Consider the following 20,852-nt stretch of genomic DNA (forward strand, 5'->3'; position numbering starts at 1 on the left):
AGTGTTGAGATTTATTAAGAAGACATTATGAAATATTGGCGACTGTTAGCGAGCTTTGTCTTAGCTATGGTTCTTTTTTGGTTTCCCCTATCGGCACAAGCTGCAAGTTCTTCCAGTATTACCCGTTCTGTGGGTAATGATGAACTTAAGGGCAAAGATTACTCTGGTCAAAGTTTAATTGGCACTGAGTTTACTAATCTCAAATTAGAGAATGCTAATTTTAGCAATGCTGACTTACGTGGCGGTGTGTTTAACGGTAGCGTCTTGGAGGGAGTAAATCTGCATGGTGTTGATTTTAGTGAAGGCATAGCCTATCTCACAAGGTTTAAAAATGCTGATTTAAGTGATGCTGTGTTGACCGATGCAATGATGCTGCGTTCCACTTTTGATGATGTAAATGTCACGGGTGCTGATTTTACGAATGCAATTTTAGATGGGATACAAGTGAAAAAACTTTGTGTTAAGGCAAGTGGTGTGAATTCTAAAACTGGTGTGGAGACTCGCAACTCTTTAGGATGTAAGTAGACTCTCAGCGAATTTTAGATTTTGGATTTTGGATTTTGGATTGGAGATTCAAAATCCAAAATTTAAAAAATAACTTGCCAGGTAATGTGAAACTGTCTGAGTAATTGCCTCACAAATTTGAGTCATACCATTATTAGGCAATAGGCAATAGGCAATAGGCAATAGGCAATAGGCAATAGGCAATAGGCAAGAAGGCAATAGGCAAGAAGGCAAGAAGGGTTTTTGAGTTGTACGGTTTTTTTCAACAATCAAAGATGATCCTTATAGCATTGCTGACATCAAATAAAGTGTCGATTAACATAGAATTGTGCCTAAATTAGCTAACTACTGGCAGTAGTAAACACCTCAAATGCGATCGCCATAGCTACTAGTTTTTTAAGCGTTATAGTCAACAGTAAATCTGCGGTTGAATGGAAATTTTAGGTAAAAATATACAGTAATTCTGCTAGGTATGAAACTTCAATGAAAAGAGCTAGCAGACTAATGCCATCTTTGATTTGTACCCATAGGATCATGTTGATGATTCCTAAAACAAAAGATGACATCCAAAACCTATTATGTTTGGGGACTAGTAGCCGCTCCAATTGTAGTTACTCTGGCGCTGGGTTTCTCAGCAAGAGCGAATGCAGTTGAGTTAGGCGCTGCCTCTGATTACAATGTGTTTGTTTTGGGAGATATCTCTCAACAATATACAGATATTGAAGGAAAACTTGCTGCTGGCGGTAACGTGAATTTCGTTGGCGGACTTGGAAGCAGACTTTCTGGCAATAGCGGTAACGTCGTAGTAGCTGGGCAAAACTTATCTTTAAGCAACGGTCAAGTCTACCACGGTAATGCTGTCTACGGAGGTAGCGCTAATGTGTCCGGCAATGTGGGATTTCCACAGGGAACCCTCAGCCAGGGTAATCCTATCGACTTTGATGCAGCAGGGAAAGAATTGCGATCGCTATCTGAATATTTAGCAACCTTGACTCCTACTGGTAACACAACAGTTCAACCTTGGGGTGCTATTAACCTGAGTGGAAGTGGTACTGCTTTCAATGTTTTTAATCTTGCAGGCTCATCTGTCTCCAAGACCAACTATTTTGAAATTAAGGGGGATGCAAATTCGACTATCGTTGTCAATATCAGCGGTAAGGATGTGTCCTTGCAAAACTTTGGTTTCAATATCATTGGCACAAATAAACAAAAGGTGATCTACAACTTCTATGAAGCAACAAACCTAACTGCTAGTGGGATTGGCATCGAAGGTAGTATTCTTGCTCCTTTGGCTAATTTCAATTTCAATAACGGTCAAGTTAACGGCAATGTGGTAGTAGCTTCCTTGACAGGAAATGGTGAGTCTCACAACTATCTGTTTAATGGTGATCTGCCAGATGTCCCAACTAAGTACTACACTCAGCCTCCGACTCCGGCTCCGACTCCGACTGCTACTCCGACTCCGGTTCCAGAACCAGCAAATCTTCCAGGATTAGGATTAATTGCTGTAGCATTTGGTTTATTTCGCTACAAACGTAATCAAACAACTTGCCTAAAATAATTAAAAATTTTTGGCAGCATAGCGCATGACGCGAACTTATTTACAGATTTTCGCTCATGCGCTATTTCCTTGCTCCCTACCTTCTACAATAAGGATAGACTTTATTGAGATTTGTATAGTTGGGGATAGGCTGTCATGGCTCCCGCCGTTTTAATTCAAAATCTGCAAAAACGCTACGGTACAGTGGTTGCCGTCCAGGATGTTTCCTTTCAGGTTGAACCAGGAGAAATTTTTGGTTTACTTGGCCCCAACGGTGCTGGGAAAACTACTACCTTGCGTGCCTTGTGTACACTGACCACACCGGATGCTGGCAAAATCGAAGTATCTGGCATCTCTGTTTTAGATAATCCGAGAGTCGCAAGACAACGATTAGGCTATGTAGCTCAGGAAGTCGCTATAGATAAGGTGTTGACTGGAAAAGAACTGCTGCAATTGCAAGCGGCACTTTATCACCTCCCAGGCGCAATAGCCAAACAGCGCATTGAGACAGTCTTAGATTTACTCGGTTTGCAAGAATACGCCAATAAAAAGACAGGAACCTATTCCGGCGGTTTACGCAAGCGCCTAGACTTGGCTGCTGGATTGCTCCATGCACCGGATGTTTTGGTGTTGGATGAGCCAACTGTGGGGCTTGACATAGAGACTCGTTTTGTGGTGTGGGATTTCCTGAGAAAATTACGTGCCTCTGGAACGACGGTAGTAATTACCAGCCATTATTTAGAAGAAATTGACGCTTTAGCCGATCGCGTGGCAATTATAGATCGCGGCGTTGTAATTGCAAGTGGGACACCTTCACAATTAAAAGATCAAGTAGGTGGCGATCGCATCACCTTACGAATCCGCGAGTTTTCTCCCATTGAGGAAGCAGAAATTGCCAAAAATCTCTTGCAATCTTTGCCCTTTGTCCAAGAAGTAATCATCAACAGCGCTCAAGGGAATTCCCTTAACTTGGTGGTGACACCTCAAAACGATGTTCTGATTAACATACAGCAAGCGCTGAATACTGCTGGCTTGCCCATCTTTGGCATCGCCCAATCTCGCCCCAGCCTCGATGATGTTTACCTCGCTGCCACAGGACGCACCCTGATGGATGCAGAACTCGCAGCCGTTGCCACTCGCGATCCCAAAGCTGAAAAAAAGCAAAATATGAGATAGGGAATGGGGAGTGAAGAAGGGAATAGGTGACAGGTTAGAGGGTACAGATTATTCCCTGTCACCTGTCACCTTTACCCTAATCCCAATCCCCAATCGAAAATCCAAAATCCAAAATCCAAAATTGCCATGAGTGTTACTCCTAAATCTGATATCAATTGGCAGCCGCTAGCATCGCCGCAAGCAGATGCTAATACTGCACCTAACTTTTTCGGTGAATTGGTACAAGAGACGCTGGCTTTAACTCGTCGCTTGTTTATTCAGTTGCAACGCCGTCCCTCATCTTTGATTGCTGGAATTATTCAGCCAGTAATGTGGTTGATACTATTTGGCGCTTTGTTCCAAAATGCTCCCAAAGGTATATTTGGTAATACAACAAATTACGGTCAATTTTTGGCTGCTGGCATAATTGTGTTTACAGCCTTTGCTGGGGCGCTAAATGCTGGTTTGCCGGTAATGTTTGACCGTGAGTTTGGCTTTTTGAATCGTTTGCTGGTAGCACCCTTAGCATCACGGTTTTCTATTGTGTTTGCTTCAGCCATCTTCATCATCAGCCAAAGTTTGCTGCAAGCAGCAGTGATTGTAGCAGCAGCGGCATTCTTGGGGGCTGGACTACCAGATGCAGTAGGTTTAAGTGCGATCGCTCTAATTGTCTTACTCTTAGCTTTGGGTGTAACAGCCATCTCCCTCGGTTTAGCTTTCGCTCTACCCGGACACATTGAATTGATTGCAGTGATTTTCGTTACGAACCTGCCATTATTGTTTGCTAGTACTGCTTTGGCACCTCTATCCTTCATGCCTCAGTGGTTGCAGGTTATCGCTACCTTGAATCCTCTCAGTTATGCGATCGAACCAATTCGCTATCTCTATCTCCACAGTGATTGGGGACTAGGTAGTGTAGTAATGCAGGCTCCTTGGGGTGATGTTACCTTTGGGGGAGCGTTGCTGGTGTTGTTTGGCTTTGCCCTTGTCGCCTTGCTGAGTATTCAACCCCAACTGCGGCGGACTCTTGCTTAAAGAGATAAAATAGAGCAATTTTAGCGTCAAAATCCCATGAAAAAACCATTTTTACAAATTACTAGACTCTTTGTAGCCAGCGTGGCAGGAATCAGCTTTGCTTCCTTGCTCATGGCTCAACCCAGTTCGGCTCAAATCAGCAGCCCAGCCGATGCTTTTCCCAGTAATAGTACAACAGACCAAAATACCGACCCTTTCTCCCGCACGAACTCAGATAATTTCAATATGTTTGATCTGATTCATCGGGCGAATTTTGGGACTCTCAACTGGAATTCTGACCAACAGAACGAAAAATTAGACTCAGCAGCAGCAGCATTTAAAGCAAGGCAACAAAAACTAATTCAAGGTCAGCAACAGCAAGCAACCCCCAGTTTGCCAACGGTTACACTACCATCAGTTACACCGCCATCGGCTACACCATCATCAGGTAACTGAAATCAAACAAAGAACCCCAAGCCTTTAGTACAATGCCTAAGCTAGTTTTGAGGGTTTGTAGTAAGCACTTCAGTGCTTAGAAAATAAGGACTAAAGTCCTTACTACGAACTTGTTTCTCAATTTAAACTTGACACACTACTAAGGCTTGGGGTTAAGACTAGTTAAAAAATCCTTAGTTATCAGGTAAAAAACTACAACCCTAGTACAGCTAAAACATCGCTAGCATGGGTGGTGGTATTTACACTGGTGTCAACATGGGTAATTTTACCGCTAGGGTCAATTACGTAAGTAACGCGCTTGGCATAACCGCCGCCATCCACATCGAAAGCTTTGATGAGGGATTTGTCGCTATCGGCCAGTAGGGGAAAATTCAAATTATATTTTTGGGTAAATGCCTGATGGGAGACTTCATCATCTGCACTGACTCCCAAGATTACAATATCTTTTCCTTGATATTGAGACTGGGCATCCCGAAAACTACAGGCTTGTTTGGTGCAGCCTGGCGTGTCATCCTTGGGGTAAAAATACAAAACGACTGTCTTTCCGGCAAAATCAGATAAAGAGACTGTGTTGCCGTTTGTATCTTTGGCGGTAAATGCAGGTGCATCCGTACCAACTGCTAGAGGCATAATTAACCTTTCCTGTTTCAGATTGTTGATGCACTTGAAATTTTACATTAATTTATAATGATTAAATATAATTATCAAAAAATAGCAGAACTATACTTTAGGTAACTAATTTTGGTTAAATAAAATATCTGCTACAAAAAAATCAATTCTAAAATTAATCTTTTTGAGAAGAAAAATTTCTACCCATACACAATGCCTGCTGTTGATTCCCAAAACCCAAATATTTTTGTCTATCCTCAAAGCACAGTAGAAAGAGCCGAGCGATCGCTAGTGTGTTCACCCTTTAACGTATCTTTATTTGAAGTCATGGGACACCAGAGTGTGTCATTAGCTGCGATCGCCTTAGAAAATGGACTAAAGCAGGGCTATACTAAGCGCCCTTTATCAGAATTAGCATGTGATAACGCCCTAGGCTGGCTGATTCAAGTGGGTGTATTGCGTCGAGAAGTCGATGGTCAGGGGATTACAGATAGTTTTCGCCTCACTCCCCTAGGACGCCAGTTGGTGGAACAGTACCAGGGAAAAAATTGGCGGACTGCTTCATGGCGCGATCGTTTATCCGATATTGTGATTCGTTGGTTACGGATACCTTTTTAGAATTAGGACTTACGCAAAACTATACGCTGTAGGGGCAATTCATGAATCATTGGTGTCAACTTAACGCAAAAACTATGTCCCGCAAGGAACTGAAGTTCCAAGAATCATAGCGAAAGTCATCTGAAGGTGACTAGATNNAGCTATTTCTAGCTGAAGTTGACACCAATGTTCATGAATTGCCCCTACATGAAAATCAGTGTTTCGGCTATTGTTTGCGTAAGTCCTGAGAATAAAAAACCAAAGAGTTAGGATTAGGGAATCAAAGGGAACAATATATACGGAAACATCACATCTATTCATGAAGTCTTTACCATAATCATTTGACTTAAATTTGTGAATGGGGCATTGGGAATTAGGCATGGGGCATTGGGCATGGAAAAGAGGCAGAGAGGCAGGGTGAAGGGTATAGAGGAGAGGAATTTTCCCTTTGCTCCATTCTCCCTGCTCCTGCTTTTTAAATGATGGATGGATTGTCTGGTGACTATTCACTCCTAAAATTCACCCTTATCTAGAAAAACTAACTAAATAGCAAACTATGAAATCAATTATGGTAGTGGGGACAACATCCCATGCAGGGAAATCACTTTTAACCACAGCTATTTGTCGTATTCTGTCGCGGCGTGGTTGGCGAGTGGCTCCTTTTAAAGGTCAAAATATGGCTTTAAATGCTTATGTCACTGCCAGTGGTGGAGAAATTGGCTATGCCCAAGCAGTACAAGCTTGGGCGGCGGGAGTAGTGCCTTGGGTAGAAATGAACCCAATTTTACTCAAACCCCAAGGAGATATGACCTCCCAAGTAATTATTAAAGGTAGGTCTGTAGGTAAAGTGAGTGCCTCAGATTACTACGAGCAATATTTTGAATTGGGGTGGCGGACAATTGAAGAATCGCTACAGCATTTAGGAACAGAATTTGATTTGCTGGTTTGTGAAGGTGCTGGTAGTCCAGCGGAGATTAACCTCAAGCACCGCGACTTAACTAATATGCGGGTGGCAAAATATTTGAATGCGCCAACAATATTAGTAGTTGATATTGATCGGGGTGGTGCTTTTGCCCACGTGGTAGGCACTCTAGAGTTATTGGAACCAGATGAACGCGCCCTAATTAAGGGTGTAGTAATTAATAAGTTCCGAGGACAGCGATCGCTCCTAGATCCGGGGATAAAATGGTTAGAAGAACGGACAGGTATCCCGGTTATCGGTGTTATACCTTACTTGCAAGAAATGTTTCCAGCAGAAGATTCTCTTGACCTGCTAGAACGTCAATCATCGTCGAATAAAGCCCAAACGGATCTCAACATTGCCGTTATCCGCTTACCAAGAATTGCCAACTTCACCGACTTTGACCCACTGGAATCAGAAAGTACAGTTTCAGTAAAATACTTAAGTCCTAAGCAAGATTTAGGACATCCTGATGCCGTGATTATTCCAGGCACAAAGACTACGATTGCTGATTTACTACTACTGCAAAAAAGCGGTATGGCAGAAGCTATCCAAAACTATGCTGCTTCTGGTGGGACGGTTTTAGGTATCTGCGGTGGCTATCAAATGCTTGGTCAAATCATCGCCGATCCAGAAGGAATAGAAGGACAAGCTGGCAGATTTCAAGGGTTAAATCTTTTACCAATCAGAACTGTAATTACAGGACAAAAAATTGCTCGCCAACGCCAAGTTAGCTCAAATTATCCGCAACAGGGCTTGCCAGTCAATGGCTTTGAAATCCACCAAGGGCGATCGCGCATCGAACAACAAGGCATCGACCCCCAATCCTACCATGCCCTATTTGACGATATTAATTTAGGATTAGTGGATAGTTGTCAATCGGTGTGGGGAAGTTATCTTCACGGGCTGTTTGATAACGGCCCTTGGCGACGAGCTTGGCTAAATCGCCTCCGTCAACAGCGGGGTTTAAAATCTTTGCCCACTGGTGTTGCTAACTATCGAGAACAGCGAGAGCAGATTTTGGATTCCCTAGCCACTGAAGTTGAAAGCCATTTAGACTTAAGTCTGTTTTTGTCTTAAGCTAAAATACATTGAAATGCAGATTTTTTCGTTAAGACCGTCATTAGTCATTTGTCATTTGCAAAGGACGACTGACAAAGGACGAATGACAAGACTAAATTAAATGCGTAACACTGATGATTGTTCGTGTCCGCTTTTTACCAGATGATGTCACAGTAGATGCCGAGGTGGGAGAAGCCCTCTTAGATGTAGCAGAGAGGGCTGGGGTATTTATTCCCACCGGTTGTCTCATGGGGTCTTGTCACGCTTGCACTGTGGAGTTAGAGGATGGAGAGATCATCCGTGCTTGTATCACCGCAGTACCACCACGGAAGGAATTAACAATTAATTTGTTTAGCGATCCAACTTGGTAAGGGACTTCCAACAAATACAGTAGGAGGCAGAAGGCAGAAGGCAGGAGGCAGAAGGCAGAAGTTCTTTAATTTTGAATTTTTTAGCGCAGTGTTAGCGAGTCCGCTTACTCTTACCAAGAAACAAGCTACGAGCAGCGTCTCGTAGAGAGCATCATTTTGAATTTTGAATTGATATCTCCCTCATCCTCAGACTCAGCATTGAGTAGCATCAAAGGTAAAAGACTTTGAACGTAGTTTGCGCGATCGCGTCACAATATTTCAAGAAGCCTATATTTTAGAAAAATGTCTGCTAAACACAAAGATAGTAGAAGTACTATGCAATCTCGTGACTGGCCAATTGAGCAACTACCTGGGTTGAGCCACGAGGAACAATGTCAACTGCAAAATTGTGGGATTAGTAGCACAGTCGTACTATTCAAACAAGGGAAAACTCTAGAAGAAAGATTAGCGTTAGCAAATAAACTACAGATTCATCTTCAGCATATAAATAAATGGATGGCTTTAGCTGACTTGGCGCGTATTCCTAGTGTAGGTACACAATATTGTGGTTTATTGCTCCATGCGGGTATTGGTTCTGTAGTGCAGTTAGCTCAAACTCCCACTCACAGATTGCACCAACAAATTATGCGCTTGCAAGTAGCAACAATGCAGCGACGAGATTTGTGTCCAGCAATTGAGCTAGTACAACAGTGGAGTCAGCAAGCGAAAACATTAGGGATTGGGGATTAGGGACTGGGGACTGGGGACTGGGGACTGGGGATTAGGGACTGGGGTGATGAGGGAGATGAGAGGACAAAGGGGCAAGGTTAAAGGGAAAAGGATAAAGAAACAAACCCTTTCCCCCTTCCCCCTTCCCCTTTACCCTTTTTCATAATCTTCTATGCCCAATGCCCAATTCCCTACTCTTTTACTAAAACACCATTAAGGAAGATATCAGCGAGTCCTTCGGCCATTTCCTGCATTTGTTGGGGGGAAGCGTCAGGTTCTATGATGGTGTTGTTGGAAAAACCTGCGATCGCAAACATTCCTAAAAAAACTTTGGCAACTAGCTTGGCGTCAGTTTGACGATAAATGCCTTTATCCATCGCTGTTTGAAAGAATGCTTCGCCGACATCGGTCATTTTGGTAATGACTTCTAATTGAATGCGATCGCGCAAGTCGGGGTGAAACTGCACTTCCATAAAACAAACGCGCATTAAATCGGCATTTTTTTGAAAATTCCACATCCGACGGCGCATCACCTGAGCTACGGCTTTATAGCTGCCCATTTCACTCAATTCTGTTAGCAAATCGGTGAGAATCTCTACCCAACCATTCGTGGCTACTTCCACCAAAATCGCTTTTTTATTGGGAAAATGACGAAACAGAGTGCCTTCAGCTACACCTGCTGCTTGTGCTAAGTCGCGGGTGGTAGTACCGTCAAATCCTTGAGAGGCAAACAACCGTTGTGCTGCCTGCAAAATCCGGGTGCGCGTCTGAGCCTCTGAAGGCGGGGAAGAATTAAAAACTCGCATAACAGTTATGGTTAGATATCCGGAACAGGACTTGTAGCATTATTGTCTAATGTCAAGTACAAAGACCCACTGAAAGCTTAATACAAGATTAACGCCCTTTTGCTAAGTATCCTGTTATTTAGGTAATGTAACTTTATCTTAATTTTCGCTTATGAACCAGATCAGTCGGTCAATTTTAGATTTTAGATTGGGGACTTCGACTTCGCTCAGTCGAACGATTTTGGATTGGTCAGATCAAGTATCTGTCATATTGCGGCGGTTGTTTGTCACTTTGTTAGCTTTGATCGTTCTCTGGTGGGGATTACTACCAGAAATGGCTCTGGCTCAAACTCAAACAGCACCTTCTCCTCAAGAAACCAAAACTCAAACCCCGCCAGTTCAAAGTTCGATCCAACCTTATCTGGATCGAGTCATCAAGCAGTTAACGGAGTTTCGCCTCGACAATGGTCTGAAATTCATTGTTTTGGAACGGCATCAAGCGCCAGTAGTTTCTTTTCTTACATACGCGAATGTCGGTGGTGTGGATGAGCCAGATGGCAAAACTGGCGTAGCTCACTTTCTGGAACATTTGGCATTTAAAGGCACAACGCGCATTGGTACAGAAGACTACAAAAAGGAAAAACCACTACTTGAAGCTTTAGAAAGGTTAGATGCTCAAATTCAAACAGCAAAAGCCGATGGCAAAAAAGATGAGGTTGCTCGGTTAGAAGCTGAGTTTAAGAAAGTGGAATCGCAAGCAGCCAAGCTTGTCAAACAAAATGAATTGGGGCAAATTGTCGAACAAGCGGGAGGCGTGGGTTTAAATGCCAATACATCAACTGAAGCTACCCGCTATCTGTACAGCTTTCCTGCTAATAAGCTGGAACTTTGGATGTCGTTGGAATCGGAGCGATTTCTCGATCCTGTCATTCGTCGTGAGTTTTATAAAGAAAGAGATGTAATTTTAGAAGAACGACGGATGCGGGTAGATAATTCACCCATTGGCATGATGGTGGAAAAATTTATCGATACTGCTTACAAAGCTCATCCTTACAGACGTCCGGTGATTGGTTATGACGAAGATATTCGCAATCTGACACCAGAAGATGTCCAAAAGTTTTTTGATACTCACTACGTACCAAGTAATTTGACCATTGCCATTGTCGGAGATGTTAACCCGGCTGAGGTGAAAAAACTGGCGCAAACTTATTTTGGCCGCTATGAAGCCAAAACCAAAGCTGTTGAACAAATCCCGGTGGAACCGCCACAACAACAAACACGGGAAGTTACTTTACAGCTACCTTCTCAACCTTGGTATTTAGAAGGTTATCATCGTCCGGCAGTGACTCATCCAGATAATGCAGTCTATGAAATCATTGGCAGTTTATTAAGTGATGGGCGCACGTCGCGGCTGTATAAATCTTTGGTAGAAAAGCAGCGTTTGGCGCTAAATGCCCAAGGTTTTAGCGGATTTCCTGGAGATAAGTATCCAAACCTGATGTTATTCTATGCTCTCACGGCTCCTGGTCATACAGTTGATGAGTTGGCAGTGGCTTTGCGTCAAGAAATTGACAAATTAAAAACTGAGCCTGTAGCGGTGGCTGATTTAGAACGGGTGAAAACCCAAGCACGGGCGAGTTTGTTACGTACCCTCGATTCCAATATGGGGATGGCTCAACAATTGTTGGAATATGAGGTGAAAACTGGCTCTTGGCGGAATTTGTTTAAGCAGTTGGATGACATTTCGGCGGTGACGACGACTGATATTGTGCGAGTAGCGAAGGAAACGTTTACGGCAAAAAATCGGACGATTGGTAAGCTGTTGTCAAAAGAAGCTTAAGAGAAACGAACTACGAAGGATACCAAGGAAGAGAGTATGCAGAGGCACAAGGTGAAGAGTAAAAGGCGGATGGTGTTCAAAATCCAAAATGGGAAGAGGCTTGTTTATGCTTTGATTGCTGTTTTTGCGTGTTTACTTTTAACTTGTAACTTTTCTCTGGCGGCGACGGCTGAGGCGAAGCATTACACAGAATTGCAGTTGCCACCGCTACCTGAGATTAAGTTACCCAAGTATGAGCGGTTTGTGCTTCAAAACGGCTTAGTTGTCTATTTGATGGAGGATCACGAATTGCCGTTGGTGAATGGGACGGCGTTTGTGCGAACAGGAAATCGCTTGGAACCAATGGAAAAAGTTGGTTTAGCTGGTTTTACAGGCGCGGTGATGCGGACTGGAGGAACCAAGAAGCATTCGCCTGATGAACTCAACGAGATATTGGAACAACGGGCGGCGGCGGTGGAAACTAGTATTAGTGAAGCTGCTGGTAATGCTAGCTTTGAGGCACTCAGTGAAGATTTAGAAACAGTGTTTGGGCTGTTTGCTGAGGTGTTGCGATCGCCAGCATTTGCTCAAGAAAAGCTAGACTTAGCTAAGACACAGGCTAAGGGTGGAATTGCCCGTCGCAATGACGATCCAGATGGGATTGCCAATCGAGAATTTAAGAAATTGATCTATGGCAAAGATAGCCCTTATGCTCGCACCATAGAGTATGCAACGGTGGATCAGGTTGAGCGTGAGGATTTACTCAAGTTTTATCAGCAATATTTCCACCCCAATAATATGATTTTGGGGATTGTAGGGGATTTTGATTCTAAGAAAATGCGATCGCTCGTTCAAGCTAAGTTGGGCGACTGGAACCGCAACCCAGGTGTTGCTAAACCGACATTACCAAAGGTTTTGCCAGCTAATACAGGTGGAGTCTTTTTTGTCAATCAGCCACAACTGACACAAAGTAGTGTGCTTATCGGCCATTTAGGCGGACGGTTTGACAGTCCCGATTATGCAGCGCTGGATGTATTGAATGGAGTGTTAAATGGATTTGGTGGACGCTTATTTAATGAATTGCGATCGCGCCAAGGTTTAGCTTACTCTGTCTATGGCCAGTGGAGTCCCCGTTTCGACTATCCTGGCATGTTTATTGCTGGTGGACAAACGCGATCGGATGCTACCGTCCAGTTTGTCAAAGCCTTACAAAGTGAAATCAAGCGCATCCAAACTCAAAGAGTGACAGCAAAAGAACTGGCTTTTGCAAAAGAGTCTACACTCAACTCCTTTGTGTTCAACTTTCAAGACCCCAGCCAAACCTTATCACGGTTGATGCGATACGAATATTACGGCTATCCTGCTGATTTCCTCTTTCGCTATCAAAAAGCTGTCGCCGCCACCACCGCCGCAGATGTGCAACGGGTAGCACGAGAATACCTCAAACCAGAAAAGATCGTGACTTTAGTAGTGGGAAATCAAACCGCTATTCAACCACCATTGACGCAACTAGCAGCACAAGTGACACCAATAGATGTAACGATTCCTGGTTCACAGCCACAGGCGAAGAATTAGTGGCATAGATGTCTAGTAGTCTGTCAATAAATAATTGATGGATAAATTCTCTGTAGAGACGGCGATTTATCGCGTCTTTCTAACCGTCAAAATTAATGTGATAGACCACTAGCGACGCTGCTCAATCACAAATTACAGTCAAACTAAAAATAGAGACGGCGATTTATTGCTGTCTCTATTTTTATGGGATACTCAGCAACATAAATAAATTCCACTGCTATAAAATCGTTTCTTCTTTAGACAAAACTCCCTTAATTTAGTCTTTAAAATTAATCAGTAAAACTTGATTTTCTTTAATTGCATAGCAAAATATAAGAGAGGGTTTTGGATGTCAGGTTTAATCCTATCCAAGGCTATGTAACTGAATATAAATGTATAGCAATGTATTTAGGGAGGCGACCACATGGTTAGGATAACCATATCCGACCTGCATCCTATCGGTGAAGATAAGCAATTCGATGAACTTACCGATCAGGAAATGAAGACTGTAGAAGGTGGTGCTAGAAGAAGGAGAAGAGGCTCACGAACTTCAGTCAGTGATCCATCAGGCATAGTGACCGAACTCAATGATCGTTTTGATAATTGGATGGATATATTAAATAACAAGCTAGGAGATGTACAAACAGAAATTGTTGAGAGCCTCTAATCTTTTTGCAATTACTTTTCAAATTAATTTAGCTTGTGCGCTCTAAGTCTAATTAATCTTAGAGCGCATTTTTTTATAATTATTAGCTAAAAAATATGTGCTGTGGGCGCTGCCGACAATTTATAAATCAAGCTTTGAGGAAATGGTAAACGGTATCCGCCCTACAGTTTTGAGAATGGTGTAAGACTCTTATTTAAAACTGCTATATCAAATCAATAAAAATTCTTTGATTGCGCTTTATCCTCGATAATAGCAGCAATTTTCATTGTAGTTTTTATAATTATTCCAATAGTTAATCCAGACTTATTCCTTTGATTTATGTCTTTTTTAGCGAGTTAATAGCCTTGATTTCTCTAAAAGTTATGGATAAAAATTGCATTAACAGTTAAGCAATATACAGCTTAATTGTTCATATCCAACAAGAGTTTGTAGGAAAAATCATGGCTAATATCACACTTTCTGAATTGCAAGTTGGCTCGGTACTGTTCCAAGATTCCGAAAGCTTTCTCACCGACTTGAACGACATGAATGCTGTATATGGTGGTGAAGGTTATGGATTCGATCCATTCTTGGAATATGGAGCCAAGGGATTTGAATTCTCCATCTTAGGCTTGGGTGTCAATAACGTTGTATCCCTAGCTAAGTCATTAAGTGATGCTGACTAATTAATAGTTAGCTACTGAATTGCACGGCTCTTTTGTGATAAAAGTTAAAAAAATATATGTAATAAACATAAGGTTTTTCTAATTTAAAATCCAAGAGAGCCAAGAGTAAAAATGCATCGCAACAAATTTTTCAGGAGAAAATCATGGCTAATATCACACTTTCTGAATTGCAAGTTGGCTCGGCACTGTTCCAAGATTCCGAAAGCTTTCTCACCGATTTGAACGACGTGAATGCTGTATATGGCGGTGAAGGCTACGGATTCGATCCATTCTTGGAATATGGAACCAAGGGATATGAATTCGCTATTTTAGGCTTAGGAATCAATAACGTTGTATCCCTAGCTAAGTCATTCAGCGAAGGGGATGGGTTCTTGTAATATTAGTTAGTAATTACACCTAAGCTATTTAGCTCTTTTGTAAATTAAGTAAAAAAGAAATATATGTATCTGAAAAGCAGAATATTCTTTATTACTAATAAAAGCAAAAGAGCTAGCTAAAAGCAGTAATATCCAACTACATCTCACAAGATTTTTAGGAGTAAATCATGGCTACTATTACACTTTCCGAATTGTATCTATCTGGCTCAGAACTATTCCAAGATTCCGAAAGCTTTCTCAATGATTTGAGTGATGCAAATTCCACCTCTGTTTATGGTGGTCACGGCGCCGGATTTGATCCATTGCTAGATTATGGAATTAAGGGATATGAGTTCGCACTCTTAGGGTTGGGAATCAATAATGTTGTATCCCTAGCTAAGTCATTCAGTGGAACTAGTATTGCTTCTGCAAACAGCACTTGTGGTTAAGAAATTAACTCATAGTTCGATACTAAGCCATCTAGCTTTCCTAATATAAAAGGAAAAACCAGATTTGTGCAGTTAAAAACTATAAAGTTGATTGAATGACGAAAAATTCGGCTATCTAAAGCTTTACTACCCACAAGTTTTACTTAAAGACCACAATTTTTTTGGGGATTAATTATGACTAAGATTACACTTTTTGAATTGCGTCCCGCTGGCTCAGAATTATTCCAAGATTCTGAAAACTTCCTCGCCGACTTGAGCGATATGGATTCTATATCTATAAATGGTGGTGAAGGCTATGGATATGAACAATTACTGCAATATGGCATTAAGGGGTTTGAATTCTCTATATTAGGCTTTGGCATAAATAATGTTGTATCCCTAGCCAAATCGTTCAGTGAAGGTGTTTAATTTGTAGTTCACTAATGAGCTAAATGGCTTTTCTGGGATTAAGAGTAAATAAGTAACTCATGTGCAAAAATTATAATTTTGATTTTGGCATCAGCGCTACCTAGATGCAACTAAATTCAATCCAGTTAGGTTAATACTTGATCCTTCTTAAAAGTAAGGAATTGAGCAAGTATTGAAAGGAGAATGTATCAGGCATTTCGTGAGATGGCATAACACATGAGACTTTTTGAATACTAATAAACCAGGAGAGCCGAGAAAATTTTTCTCAATGATTATTCAGAATTTTTAGTTCTTCGCTACTTGAATCTAATTCACGTTGAGCGTTGGATAAATAATTCTCTGGAATGGAGTAAATGTCAAATATCACAATTTCTGAACTGCGCCCTGCTGATTCAGAAAATTACCTGACCGACCTGACTAATATGGATTCTATGCTTGTATATGGTGGTGAAGAAGATGACTTTACTCAAATGCTTAACTTTGGTGTAAAGAGCCTTGAATTTATGTTACTTTCCTTTGCAATCTACAATAATACGTTGCTAGCAAAGTCATTTCATCCTAATGGGAATGTAACCTAAAAAGATTGCATCATAACCTGATGGTAAATCTGCAATGTATTGATTTGCCATCAACAACTTTTAACTAATCAAATAACTTTAGTGATTCAGCTAGGATTTTTCTGACGCTATGCCACCATTTTTATTAAGTTCTCAAAATGTTTTTAGCTACCTGATTTCTCAAGGTATGTGTACTCAACAAGAGCAGTCTTTGAGTCAAGTCGAGCTAAAACCTGCTAAAAATTTTAACTTGTTACTGACTTTTCCAGATGGACGAAAACTCTTAGTTAAGCAAGAACGTCTCAACCGAGAAGGCAAAACTGCTGGTGAGTTTTTGCAGGAATGGCGAATTCACGATTTTTTCCAAACATTCCCAGAAATCAGCCACATTCGACCTTATTTGTCGGAAGCATTGCATTTTGATGTGGAAAATTCCATCATTGTGTTTAATTATCTGAGCAATTATTGCGATTTGCATGATTTCTACCTGAAGAAGAATTTTTTTCCAACTAAGATTGCGGCGGCAGTTGGTGCGACTCTGGCATCAATTCATCGTCTAACTTTTGACCGTCAAAACTATCGGGAATTTTTTCAAAAGTCTGAGGATGCATCTAATCAAAAAACTCCTGAGCTAATTCGTGGATTGGATAGGATTACTCCGGAAATTTTTGGTAAGGTTCCTGCTGATGGACTGAAATTCTTTACCCTTTATCAACGTTACGACAGTCTGGGACAAGCGATCGCAAATTTAACCAACGCTTTCACTCCTTGTTGTCTAACGCATAATGACCTGAAGTTAAACAATATCCTTCTATTACTCGATTGGGAAGAAGTATTTTTTGATGAGTCGTTCTCAGATGAGAGCATTGTTCGATTCATTGACTGGGAACGCTCTGGTTGGGGAGATCCGGCTAGTGATTTGGGAAAAGCGATCGCTAGCTATTTGCAATTTTGGCTGTATAGTTTAATTACCAGTAAATCCATTGCGATCGAAGAGTCTTTACGCCTAGCAACAACCCCTCTACAAGTGATTCAGCCTTCCATCTCGGCCCTGCTTACTACTTATTTAGCTTACTTTCCCGAAATTTTAGAGCATCGTCCTGATTTCTTGCAACGAGTTGTGCAATTTTGTGGTTTAGCTTTGATTCAAGCTATTCAAGCGGCACTCCAGCACGAAAAAACCTTTGGTAACTCTGGTATATGTATGCTCCAAGTTGCTAAAAGTTTGTTGTGCCGTCCAGAAGCATCAATTCCAACAATTTTCGGAATGCAAATATCAGACCTTGCCCCCGTTTAGGAGAGGATGCGGGGGATGAGGGAGCAAGAGCAGGGAGAAGAGTTTTCCCTTCTGCACCCCGCACCTCTGCCCAATTCCCAATGCCCAATTCCCAAATAAACCTATGCAACTATTAGATTCGCTAGAAACTCAACTACCAGATATTTCAGAGTCATTGCAGACATCACTACAAGACATCATTAATCAACTTCAAATTGAGTCTCACTATTGTATTAGACACCCAGACTATAAACCCTTGGAATTACCACAGGCAGCAGTTACTCGTTTTCAGCAATTACCCTTAGACATCCAGAATAGCTTTTTAAGCGTGCAACTGCGTAATTTTCTCTACGGCATCTATTACAATGGCTCTTTGAAAAGTGCCCTCGCACCCGATGCAGAGGTAACGAATTTGGCACTGAATCAAAATATAGAAAATAACACTTTGTTGGGTGTAGATTTAGCATTTTACGATCGCTTGCATGAAAGCAACAGAGGCGAAGGCTACTGGAGTCCTGATTGGCTGGTAGTGAAAGAAGAAACTGATGGGACTTTGGCAGTTGAGAAAAATGCTTTAATACTGCACATTCAACGCGATATCCATTTGCAACCAACAGACCAACCTCTTACTGCCGGTAATTTAGTGACGATTAAAATGCCCAAAAATCTGGTGCAAAACGGATTTTATATGGCAGTTGCTAATGCCGGAACTCCCTCAAATCAAGAAAATCTGGTACGCGTTTATTTCAATTTAACTTCAGATGGTGCAGTTGCAGTTATGGACAGTTTAACTGCCCAACTCAACGCTATCCCCATTTTCTTTTCATTCAAAGCACTATACAATCCTTCCGATTATGAGCGTTATGACTCAGCAGTGCTTTACTTTGGCAAAAGCAACTACGAAGCTGTTCACCCAGTGTTAGAGAGGGTATATGCAGAACATCAATCCCATTTTGGTGAGCAAGTGCCTTTGTTTACCAAGATGGTAGCACCAGGGATGGCGATCGCTGAAGAACCAGACCGCAAATTTGCTGTTAAAGAAAGTTTTGGCACAAACCGCTGTCAAATTGTTGCCAATGCTTTACTTGAGGCTTGGTATGAAGGTAATGATACGCCAGCAGGACGGATGACATCAATTCTGCGGCATTTCTCTTTGTGCGAAATTGAATTGCAACGTCCCTACCTCAATCCTAACTCAGATGATATCTATACTTCTTTGAATTGGGGATTAGGGACTGGGGATTAGGGACTAGGGACTGGGGATTCATACCCAGTCATAAGTTCAAAAATTCACTTACTCAGCAACGCCGATTTTTACTCATGAATTATATGACTCAAGAATTTTCCACATCTAATGAACTATTAGATAACAAATTTAAATTCAATCATGAAGAATTGGAACAGATAGTCAAAGCTGTTTCTGTGGGTAAATATTCCTGGGCTTGTGTTTTAATCCTTCGTTTTAGTGGTTACAATCCTCTAGAATATATACCCTCACGCACCTACATTCGATTAATGAAAAATAACTGGCTACTTAGCAAAGCCAATCGTCGTCAAACTGATAATCGGAATTTAGGACTTTTTAAACTAGAATCAAGCTGGATTCAAATGGGTATCGGCAAAGGTCGTTCCAACGATAGCAGGGAAAAGGGAACAGAGAATAGGGAACAGGCTTAAAAGTCTCTATTCTTACAAATTTTTCTTGATAAATATTAGAAATTTCTAATCTTGCATACATCAATCTGATAGGGACACATAGCTAGCTGTGCGTCCCTACGTTAATGGGTAAATATCCTCAAAAAAAATGCGTAGTTTACCGCCATAGGCATCGCATTTATCAAGCAATGTCTTTCAGTTAACACTTTATCCCTCCTTTTTAAGGAGGGAATTAGAGGTTAAGCCTGTATTAGGATATCTTTAGATGATTGAGAATTGACAACCTTCGTCAGATTTGTCACTATTTCCAAGGCGGCGATTTGACCTTTTAACCAATTAGCAAATAAGTCTCCCATAATTTGCAGCCGCCGCTGTTCGTCTAGTTGAGGTTTAATGATTTCCTCAACTGCAATTATATGCACTCCTTTGGGAGTAGTTATTGGTTTGAGAATTTGTGGGGGACTCGCAGCAAAGACCGCTGCTGCAATTTCTGGTCTAAAATCGCTGCGGAGGCGTATTCCTTGATATCCTCCAGCACGGCGTATTTCAGTATTTTGAATGTATTGGCGGGCAATTTCTTGAAAACTAATTTCATTTTCTTGCAGCGCGTAAAACAGTTCTAGAGCTAAATCTTCGTCATCTAATACGACTTCGTATGTCACTGCTCCAACATAATCGAGTTGGTGTGCATAGAAAAATGATTCGACTTTTTCTGCAAATAAATGATTTGCCAATTTAGCAGATATTAGATTGGTTTCAGCTATTGCTTCAAAGTCGTCTAAAGAAAGATGATATTTGTCTAACCATGCCCAGGTATCTTCTGCTTTGATAAGTTGGTTGGCTAAACGCAGGCTATCTGCTGCATTTTGCAGTTCTTCTAAACCAATTTCAATACCTGCCTTTTTAGCTTCATCTTCAACAATTTTCCGAGTTGCGATCGCCTCCAATACGCTAGGAATTTGGCAAGAAAGCTTTATGTGGTCAAGAATATCATCAGGAGAAACAGTCAATAGTTTTGACATATTCTAACTCCTACAATTAGTAACCTAAATTAATAGGGTGGTTTCAATTTTAGCAAGATAATAATAATTGTATCTCTCTTATATTTTTAGATGCAATTATTATTGCCTTTATATAATAATAACTCGAATATTTTATCTGATGTAATCAAAAGGTATATATTGTATAATATAAATTATATTTATTTTTTCAATAAATCAGTGTAGCAAAAAAAGATGAAGAAGAATTCAGAAGCCAGAAATAAATAGCTAAAAAGAAACAATAAAACTACAATATTTATCTAATGAAAATTTAGTAATACTTGATACCAATTTGAGGTGAAGCTGCATAAAAAATTGGTATTACACAAATTAAATCGCAAGACTCAGATCCCCAAATTATTACTGAATTCGGGGATCTGAGTCTTGCAAACGAATTAAGTAGGGCTATATGCTAAGGATAGTGGATTTAATAACCTGTGTAGGTTGGGTTTCGTGCCCATTGGTGTCAACTTAAGCTAGAAATAGCTTCGCTGCGGGCTTCATAACTCACCGGAGAATGAAGTCTCTGGCTCGTAGCTACGGTCTAATGAAGTCGACTGAATATTTTTGGCGATATCTAGTCATCTACAGATCACGTCACCTATTACCTCGGGCATTCCTATCCCTGTCAGCATTACTTCCG

Annotated in this window: 23 protein-coding genes; 20 read left to right on the top strand and 3 right to left on the bottom strand. The window is 41.2% G+C overall.

Annotated features, from left to right (window positions below; all coding sequences use genetic code 11):
- The first annotated feature begins 27 nt into the window (after positions 1–27).
- The 5 genes from RRG12_RS13675 (at position 28) to RRG12_RS13695 (ending at position 4,669) form a co-directional block, all read left to right on the top strand.
- Positions 28–525 carry a pentapeptide repeat-containing protein gene (locus RRG12_RS13675; RefSeq protein ID WP_420759666.1) on the top strand — a complete coding sequence of 166 codons (498 nt, stop codon included), beginning with the start codon at positions 28–30 and terminating at the stop codon, positions 523–525.
- A 538-nt stretch (positions 526–1,063) separates the two neighbouring features.
- The gene (locus RRG12_RS13680) at positions 1,064–2,065 is read left to right on the top strand and encodes a choice-of-anchor A family protein (RefSeq protein WP_420759667.1); all 1,002 of its coding nucleotides are present in this window, start codon (positions 1,064–1,066) and stop codon (positions 2,063–2,065) included.
- 135 nt (positions 2,066–2,200) lie between these two features.
- Positions 2,201–3,220, top strand: a complete 1,020-nt coding sequence (locus RRG12_RS13685) for an ABC transporter ATP-binding protein (RefSeq protein WP_069072674.1) — start codon at positions 2,201–2,203, stop codon at positions 3,218–3,220.
- A 126-nt stretch (positions 3,221–3,346) separates the two neighbouring features.
- Complete coding sequence (locus tag RRG12_RS13690; RefSeq protein ID WP_420759668.1) at positions 3,347–4,234, top strand: ABC transporter permease; 888 nt, start codon at positions 3,347–3,349, stop codon at positions 4,232–4,234.
- A gap of 36 nt (positions 4,235–4,270) precedes the next feature.
- Positions 4,271–4,669 carry a hypothetical protein gene (locus RRG12_RS13695; RefSeq protein WP_420759669.1) on the top strand — a complete coding sequence of 133 codons (399 nt, stop codon included), beginning with the start codon at positions 4,271–4,273 and terminating at the stop codon, positions 4,667–4,669.
- Between the two features lie 192 nt (positions 4,670–4,861).
- Here RRG12_RS13695 and RRG12_RS13700 read toward each other — a convergent pair whose 3' ends face one another.
- The gene (locus RRG12_RS13700) at positions 4,862–5,299 is read right to left on the bottom strand and encodes a peroxiredoxin (RefSeq protein ID WP_420759670.1); all 438 of its coding nucleotides are present in this window, start codon (positions 5,297–5,299) and stop codon (positions 4,862–4,864) included.
- 192 nt (positions 5,300–5,491) lie between these two features.
- Here RRG12_RS13700 and RRG12_RS13705 point away from each other — a divergent pair, with 192 nt between their 5' ends.
- The 4 genes from RRG12_RS13705 (at position 5,492) to RRG12_RS13720 (ending at position 8,998) form a co-directional block, all read left to right on the top strand.
- On the top strand, positions 5,492–5,896 hold the full coding sequence (locus RRG12_RS13705; protein WP_069072670.1) for an Npun_F0494 family protein: 405 nt from the start codon (positions 5,492–5,494) through the stop codon (positions 5,894–5,896).
- A 535-nt stretch (positions 5,897–6,431) separates the two neighbouring features.
- Positions 6,432–7,916 carry a cobyric acid synthase CobQ gene (gene cobQ / locus RRG12_RS13710; protein ID WP_069073077.1) on the top strand — a complete coding sequence of 495 codons (1,485 nt, stop codon included), beginning with the start codon at positions 6,432–6,434 and terminating at the stop codon, positions 7,914–7,916.
- A gap of 116 nt (positions 7,917–8,032) precedes the next feature.
- Positions 8,033–8,269, top strand: a complete 237-nt coding sequence (locus tag RRG12_RS13715; protein ID WP_420759671.1) for a 2Fe-2S iron-sulfur cluster-binding protein — start codon at positions 8,033–8,035, stop codon at positions 8,267–8,269.
- A gap of 282 nt (positions 8,270–8,551) precedes the next feature.
- Positions 8,552–8,998, top strand: coding sequence for a DUF4332 domain-containing protein (locus RRG12_RS13720; RefSeq protein WP_181928012.1), 447 nt, complete (start codon positions 8,552–8,554; stop codon positions 8,996–8,998).
- A gap of 170 nt (positions 8,999–9,168) precedes the next feature.
- Here RRG12_RS13720 and RRG12_RS13725 read toward each other — a convergent pair whose 3' ends face one another.
- Positions 9,169–9,783, bottom strand: a complete 615-nt coding sequence (locus RRG12_RS13725; RefSeq protein ID WP_420759672.1) for a TetR/AcrR family transcriptional regulator — start codon at positions 9,781–9,783, stop codon at positions 9,169–9,171.
- A gap of 151 nt (positions 9,784–9,934) precedes the next feature.
- Between RRG12_RS13725 and RRG12_RS13730 the strand changes: the two genes are divergently transcribed.
- The 11 genes from RRG12_RS13730 (at position 9,935) to RRG12_RS13780 (ending at position 19,190) form a co-directional block, all read left to right on the top strand.
- A complete protein-coding gene (locus tag RRG12_RS13730) occupies positions 9,935–11,602 on the top strand; it encodes a M16 family metallopeptidase (RefSeq protein WP_420759673.1) in 1,668 nt (555 codons plus the stop codon).
- Positions 11,603–11,638: 36 nt separating this feature from the next.
- Positions 11,639–13,156: a M16 family metallopeptidase gene (locus tag RRG12_RS13735; RefSeq protein WP_420759674.1), complete on the top strand. Its 1,518-nt coding sequence runs from the start codon at positions 11,639–11,641 to the stop codon at positions 13,154–13,156.
- A gap of 403 nt (positions 13,157–13,559) precedes the next feature.
- Positions 13,560–13,802 carry a hypothetical protein gene (locus RRG12_RS13740; RefSeq protein ID WP_069073072.1) on the top strand — a complete coding sequence of 81 codons (243 nt, stop codon included), beginning with the start codon at positions 13,560–13,562 and terminating at the stop codon, positions 13,800–13,802.
- A gap of 440 nt (positions 13,803–14,242) precedes the next feature.
- Positions 14,243–14,467 carry a hypothetical protein gene (locus RRG12_RS13745; protein WP_420759675.1) on the top strand — a complete coding sequence of 75 codons (225 nt, stop codon included), beginning with the start codon at positions 14,243–14,245 and terminating at the stop codon, positions 14,465–14,467.
- Between the two features lie 143 nt (positions 14,468–14,610).
- On the top strand, positions 14,611–14,844 hold the full coding sequence (locus RRG12_RS13750) for a hypothetical protein (RefSeq protein WP_420759676.1): 234 nt from the start codon (positions 14,611–14,613) through the stop codon (positions 14,842–14,844).
- 167 nt (positions 14,845–15,011) lie between these two features.
- Positions 15,012–15,272, top strand: a complete 261-nt coding sequence (locus RRG12_RS13755) for a hypothetical protein (protein ID WP_069073068.1) — start codon at positions 15,012–15,014, stop codon at positions 15,270–15,272.
- A gap of 174 nt (positions 15,273–15,446) precedes the next feature.
- Positions 15,447–15,680: a hypothetical protein gene (locus RRG12_RS13760; protein WP_420759677.1), complete on the top strand. Its 234-nt coding sequence runs from the start codon at positions 15,447–15,449 to the stop codon at positions 15,678–15,680.
- A 353-nt stretch (positions 15,681–16,033) separates the two neighbouring features.
- On the top strand, positions 16,034–16,258 hold the full coding sequence (locus tag RRG12_RS13765) for a hypothetical protein (protein WP_420759678.1): 225 nt from the start codon (positions 16,034–16,036) through the stop codon (positions 16,256–16,258).
- A 109-nt stretch (positions 16,259–16,367) separates the two neighbouring features.
- Positions 16,368–17,534, top strand: a complete 1,167-nt coding sequence (locus RRG12_RS13770) for a phosphotransferase (protein ID WP_420759679.1) — start codon at positions 16,368–16,370, stop codon at positions 17,532–17,534.
- A 103-nt stretch (positions 17,535–17,637) separates the two neighbouring features.
- Positions 17,638–18,759: a T3SS effector HopA1 family protein gene (locus tag RRG12_RS13775; RefSeq protein WP_420759680.1), complete on the top strand. Its 1,122-nt coding sequence runs from the start codon at positions 17,638–17,640 to the stop codon at positions 18,757–18,759.
- A gap of 83 nt (positions 18,760–18,842) precedes the next feature.
- Positions 18,843–19,190 (top strand): HetP family heterocyst commitment protein, encoded by a 348-nt coding sequence (locus RRG12_RS13780; RefSeq protein ID WP_420759681.1) that lies wholly within the window; start codon positions 18,843–18,845, stop codon positions 19,188–19,190.
- Between the two features lie 218 nt (positions 19,191–19,408).
- Here RRG12_RS13780 and RRG12_RS13785 read toward each other — a convergent pair whose 3' ends face one another.
- The gene (locus tag RRG12_RS13785) at positions 19,409–20,191 is read right to left on the bottom strand and encodes a peptidylprolyl isomerase (RefSeq protein ID WP_069073063.1); all 783 of its coding nucleotides are present in this window, start codon (positions 20,189–20,191) and stop codon (positions 19,409–19,411) included.
- Positions 20,192–20,852 lie beyond the last annotated feature (661 nt).

Source organism: Nostoc sp. CALU 546, assembly GCF_048836525.1.

Excerpts from the sequence above, each read along its gene's own strand:
- RRG12_RS13675 (WP_420759666.1), top strand. The coding sequence starts at position 28 with ATGAAATATTGGCGACTGTTAGCGAGCTTTGTCTTAGCTATGGTTCTT.
- RRG12_RS13680 (WP_420759667.1), top strand. The coding sequence starts at position 1,064 with ATGACATCCAAAACCTATTATGTTTGGGGACTAGTAGCCGCTCCAATT.
- RRG12_RS13685 (WP_069072674.1), top strand. The coding sequence starts at position 2,201 with ATGGCTCCCGCCGTTTTAATTCAAAATCTGCAAAAACGCTACGGTACA.
- RRG12_RS13690 (WP_420759668.1), top strand. The coding sequence starts at position 3,347 with ATGAGTGTTACTCCTAAATCTGATATCAATTGGCAGCCGCTAGCATCG.
- RRG12_RS13695 (WP_420759669.1), top strand. The coding sequence starts at position 4,271 with ATGAAAAAACCATTTTTACAAATTACTAGACTCTTTGTAGCCAGCGTG.
- RRG12_RS13700 (WP_420759670.1), bottom strand. The coding sequence starts at position 5,299 with ATGCCTCTAGCAGTTGGTACGGATGCACCTGCATTTACCGCCAAAGAT.
- RRG12_RS13705 (WP_069072670.1), top strand. The coding sequence starts at position 5,492 with ATGCCTGCTGTTGATTCCCAAAACCCAAATATTTTTGTCTATCCTCAA.
- cobQ (WP_069073077.1), top strand. The coding sequence starts at position 6,432 with ATGAAATCAATTATGGTAGTGGGGACAACATCCCATGCAGGGAAATCA.
- RRG12_RS13715 (WP_420759671.1), top strand. The coding sequence starts at position 8,033 with ATGATTGTTCGTGTCCGCTTTTTACCAGATGATGTCACAGTAGATGCC.
- RRG12_RS13720 (WP_181928012.1), top strand. The coding sequence starts at position 8,552 with ATGTCTGCTAAACACAAAGATAGTAGAAGTACTATGCAATCTCGTGAC.
- RRG12_RS13725 (WP_420759672.1), bottom strand. The coding sequence starts at position 9,783 with ATGCGAGTTTTTAATTCTTCCCCGCCTTCAGAGGCTCAGACGCGCACC.
- RRG12_RS13730 (WP_420759673.1), top strand. The coding sequence starts at position 9,935 with ATGAACCAGATCAGTCGGTCAATTTTAGATTTTAGATTGGGGACTTCG.
- RRG12_RS13735 (WP_420759674.1), top strand. The coding sequence starts at position 11,639 with ATGCAGAGGCACAAGGTGAAGAGTAAAAGGCGGATGGTGTTCAAAATC.
- RRG12_RS13740 (WP_069073072.1), top strand. The coding sequence starts at position 13,560 with ATGGTTAGGATAACCATATCCGACCTGCATCCTATCGGTGAAGATAAG.
- RRG12_RS13745 (WP_420759675.1), top strand. The coding sequence starts at position 14,243 with ATGGCTAATATCACACTTTCTGAATTGCAAGTTGGCTCGGTACTGTTC.
- RRG12_RS13750 (WP_420759676.1), top strand. The coding sequence starts at position 14,611 with ATGGCTAATATCACACTTTCTGAATTGCAAGTTGGCTCGGCACTGTTC.
- RRG12_RS13755 (WP_069073068.1), top strand. The coding sequence starts at position 15,012 with ATGGCTACTATTACACTTTCCGAATTGTATCTATCTGGCTCAGAACTA.
- RRG12_RS13760 (WP_420759677.1), top strand. The coding sequence starts at position 15,447 with ATGACTAAGATTACACTTTTTGAATTGCGTCCCGCTGGCTCAGAATTA.
- RRG12_RS13765 (WP_420759678.1), top strand. The coding sequence starts at position 16,034 with ATGTCAAATATCACAATTTCTGAACTGCGCCCTGCTGATTCAGAAAAT.
- RRG12_RS13770 (WP_420759679.1), top strand. The coding sequence starts at position 16,368 with ATGCCACCATTTTTATTAAGTTCTCAAAATGTTTTTAGCTACCTGATT.
- RRG12_RS13775 (WP_420759680.1), top strand. The coding sequence starts at position 17,638 with ATGCAACTATTAGATTCGCTAGAAACTCAACTACCAGATATTTCAGAG.
- RRG12_RS13780 (WP_420759681.1), top strand. The coding sequence starts at position 18,843 with ATGACTCAAGAATTTTCCACATCTAATGAACTATTAGATAACAAATTT.
- RRG12_RS13785 (WP_069073063.1), bottom strand. The coding sequence starts at position 20,191 with ATGTCAAAACTATTGACTGTTTCTCCTGATGATATTCTTGACCACATA.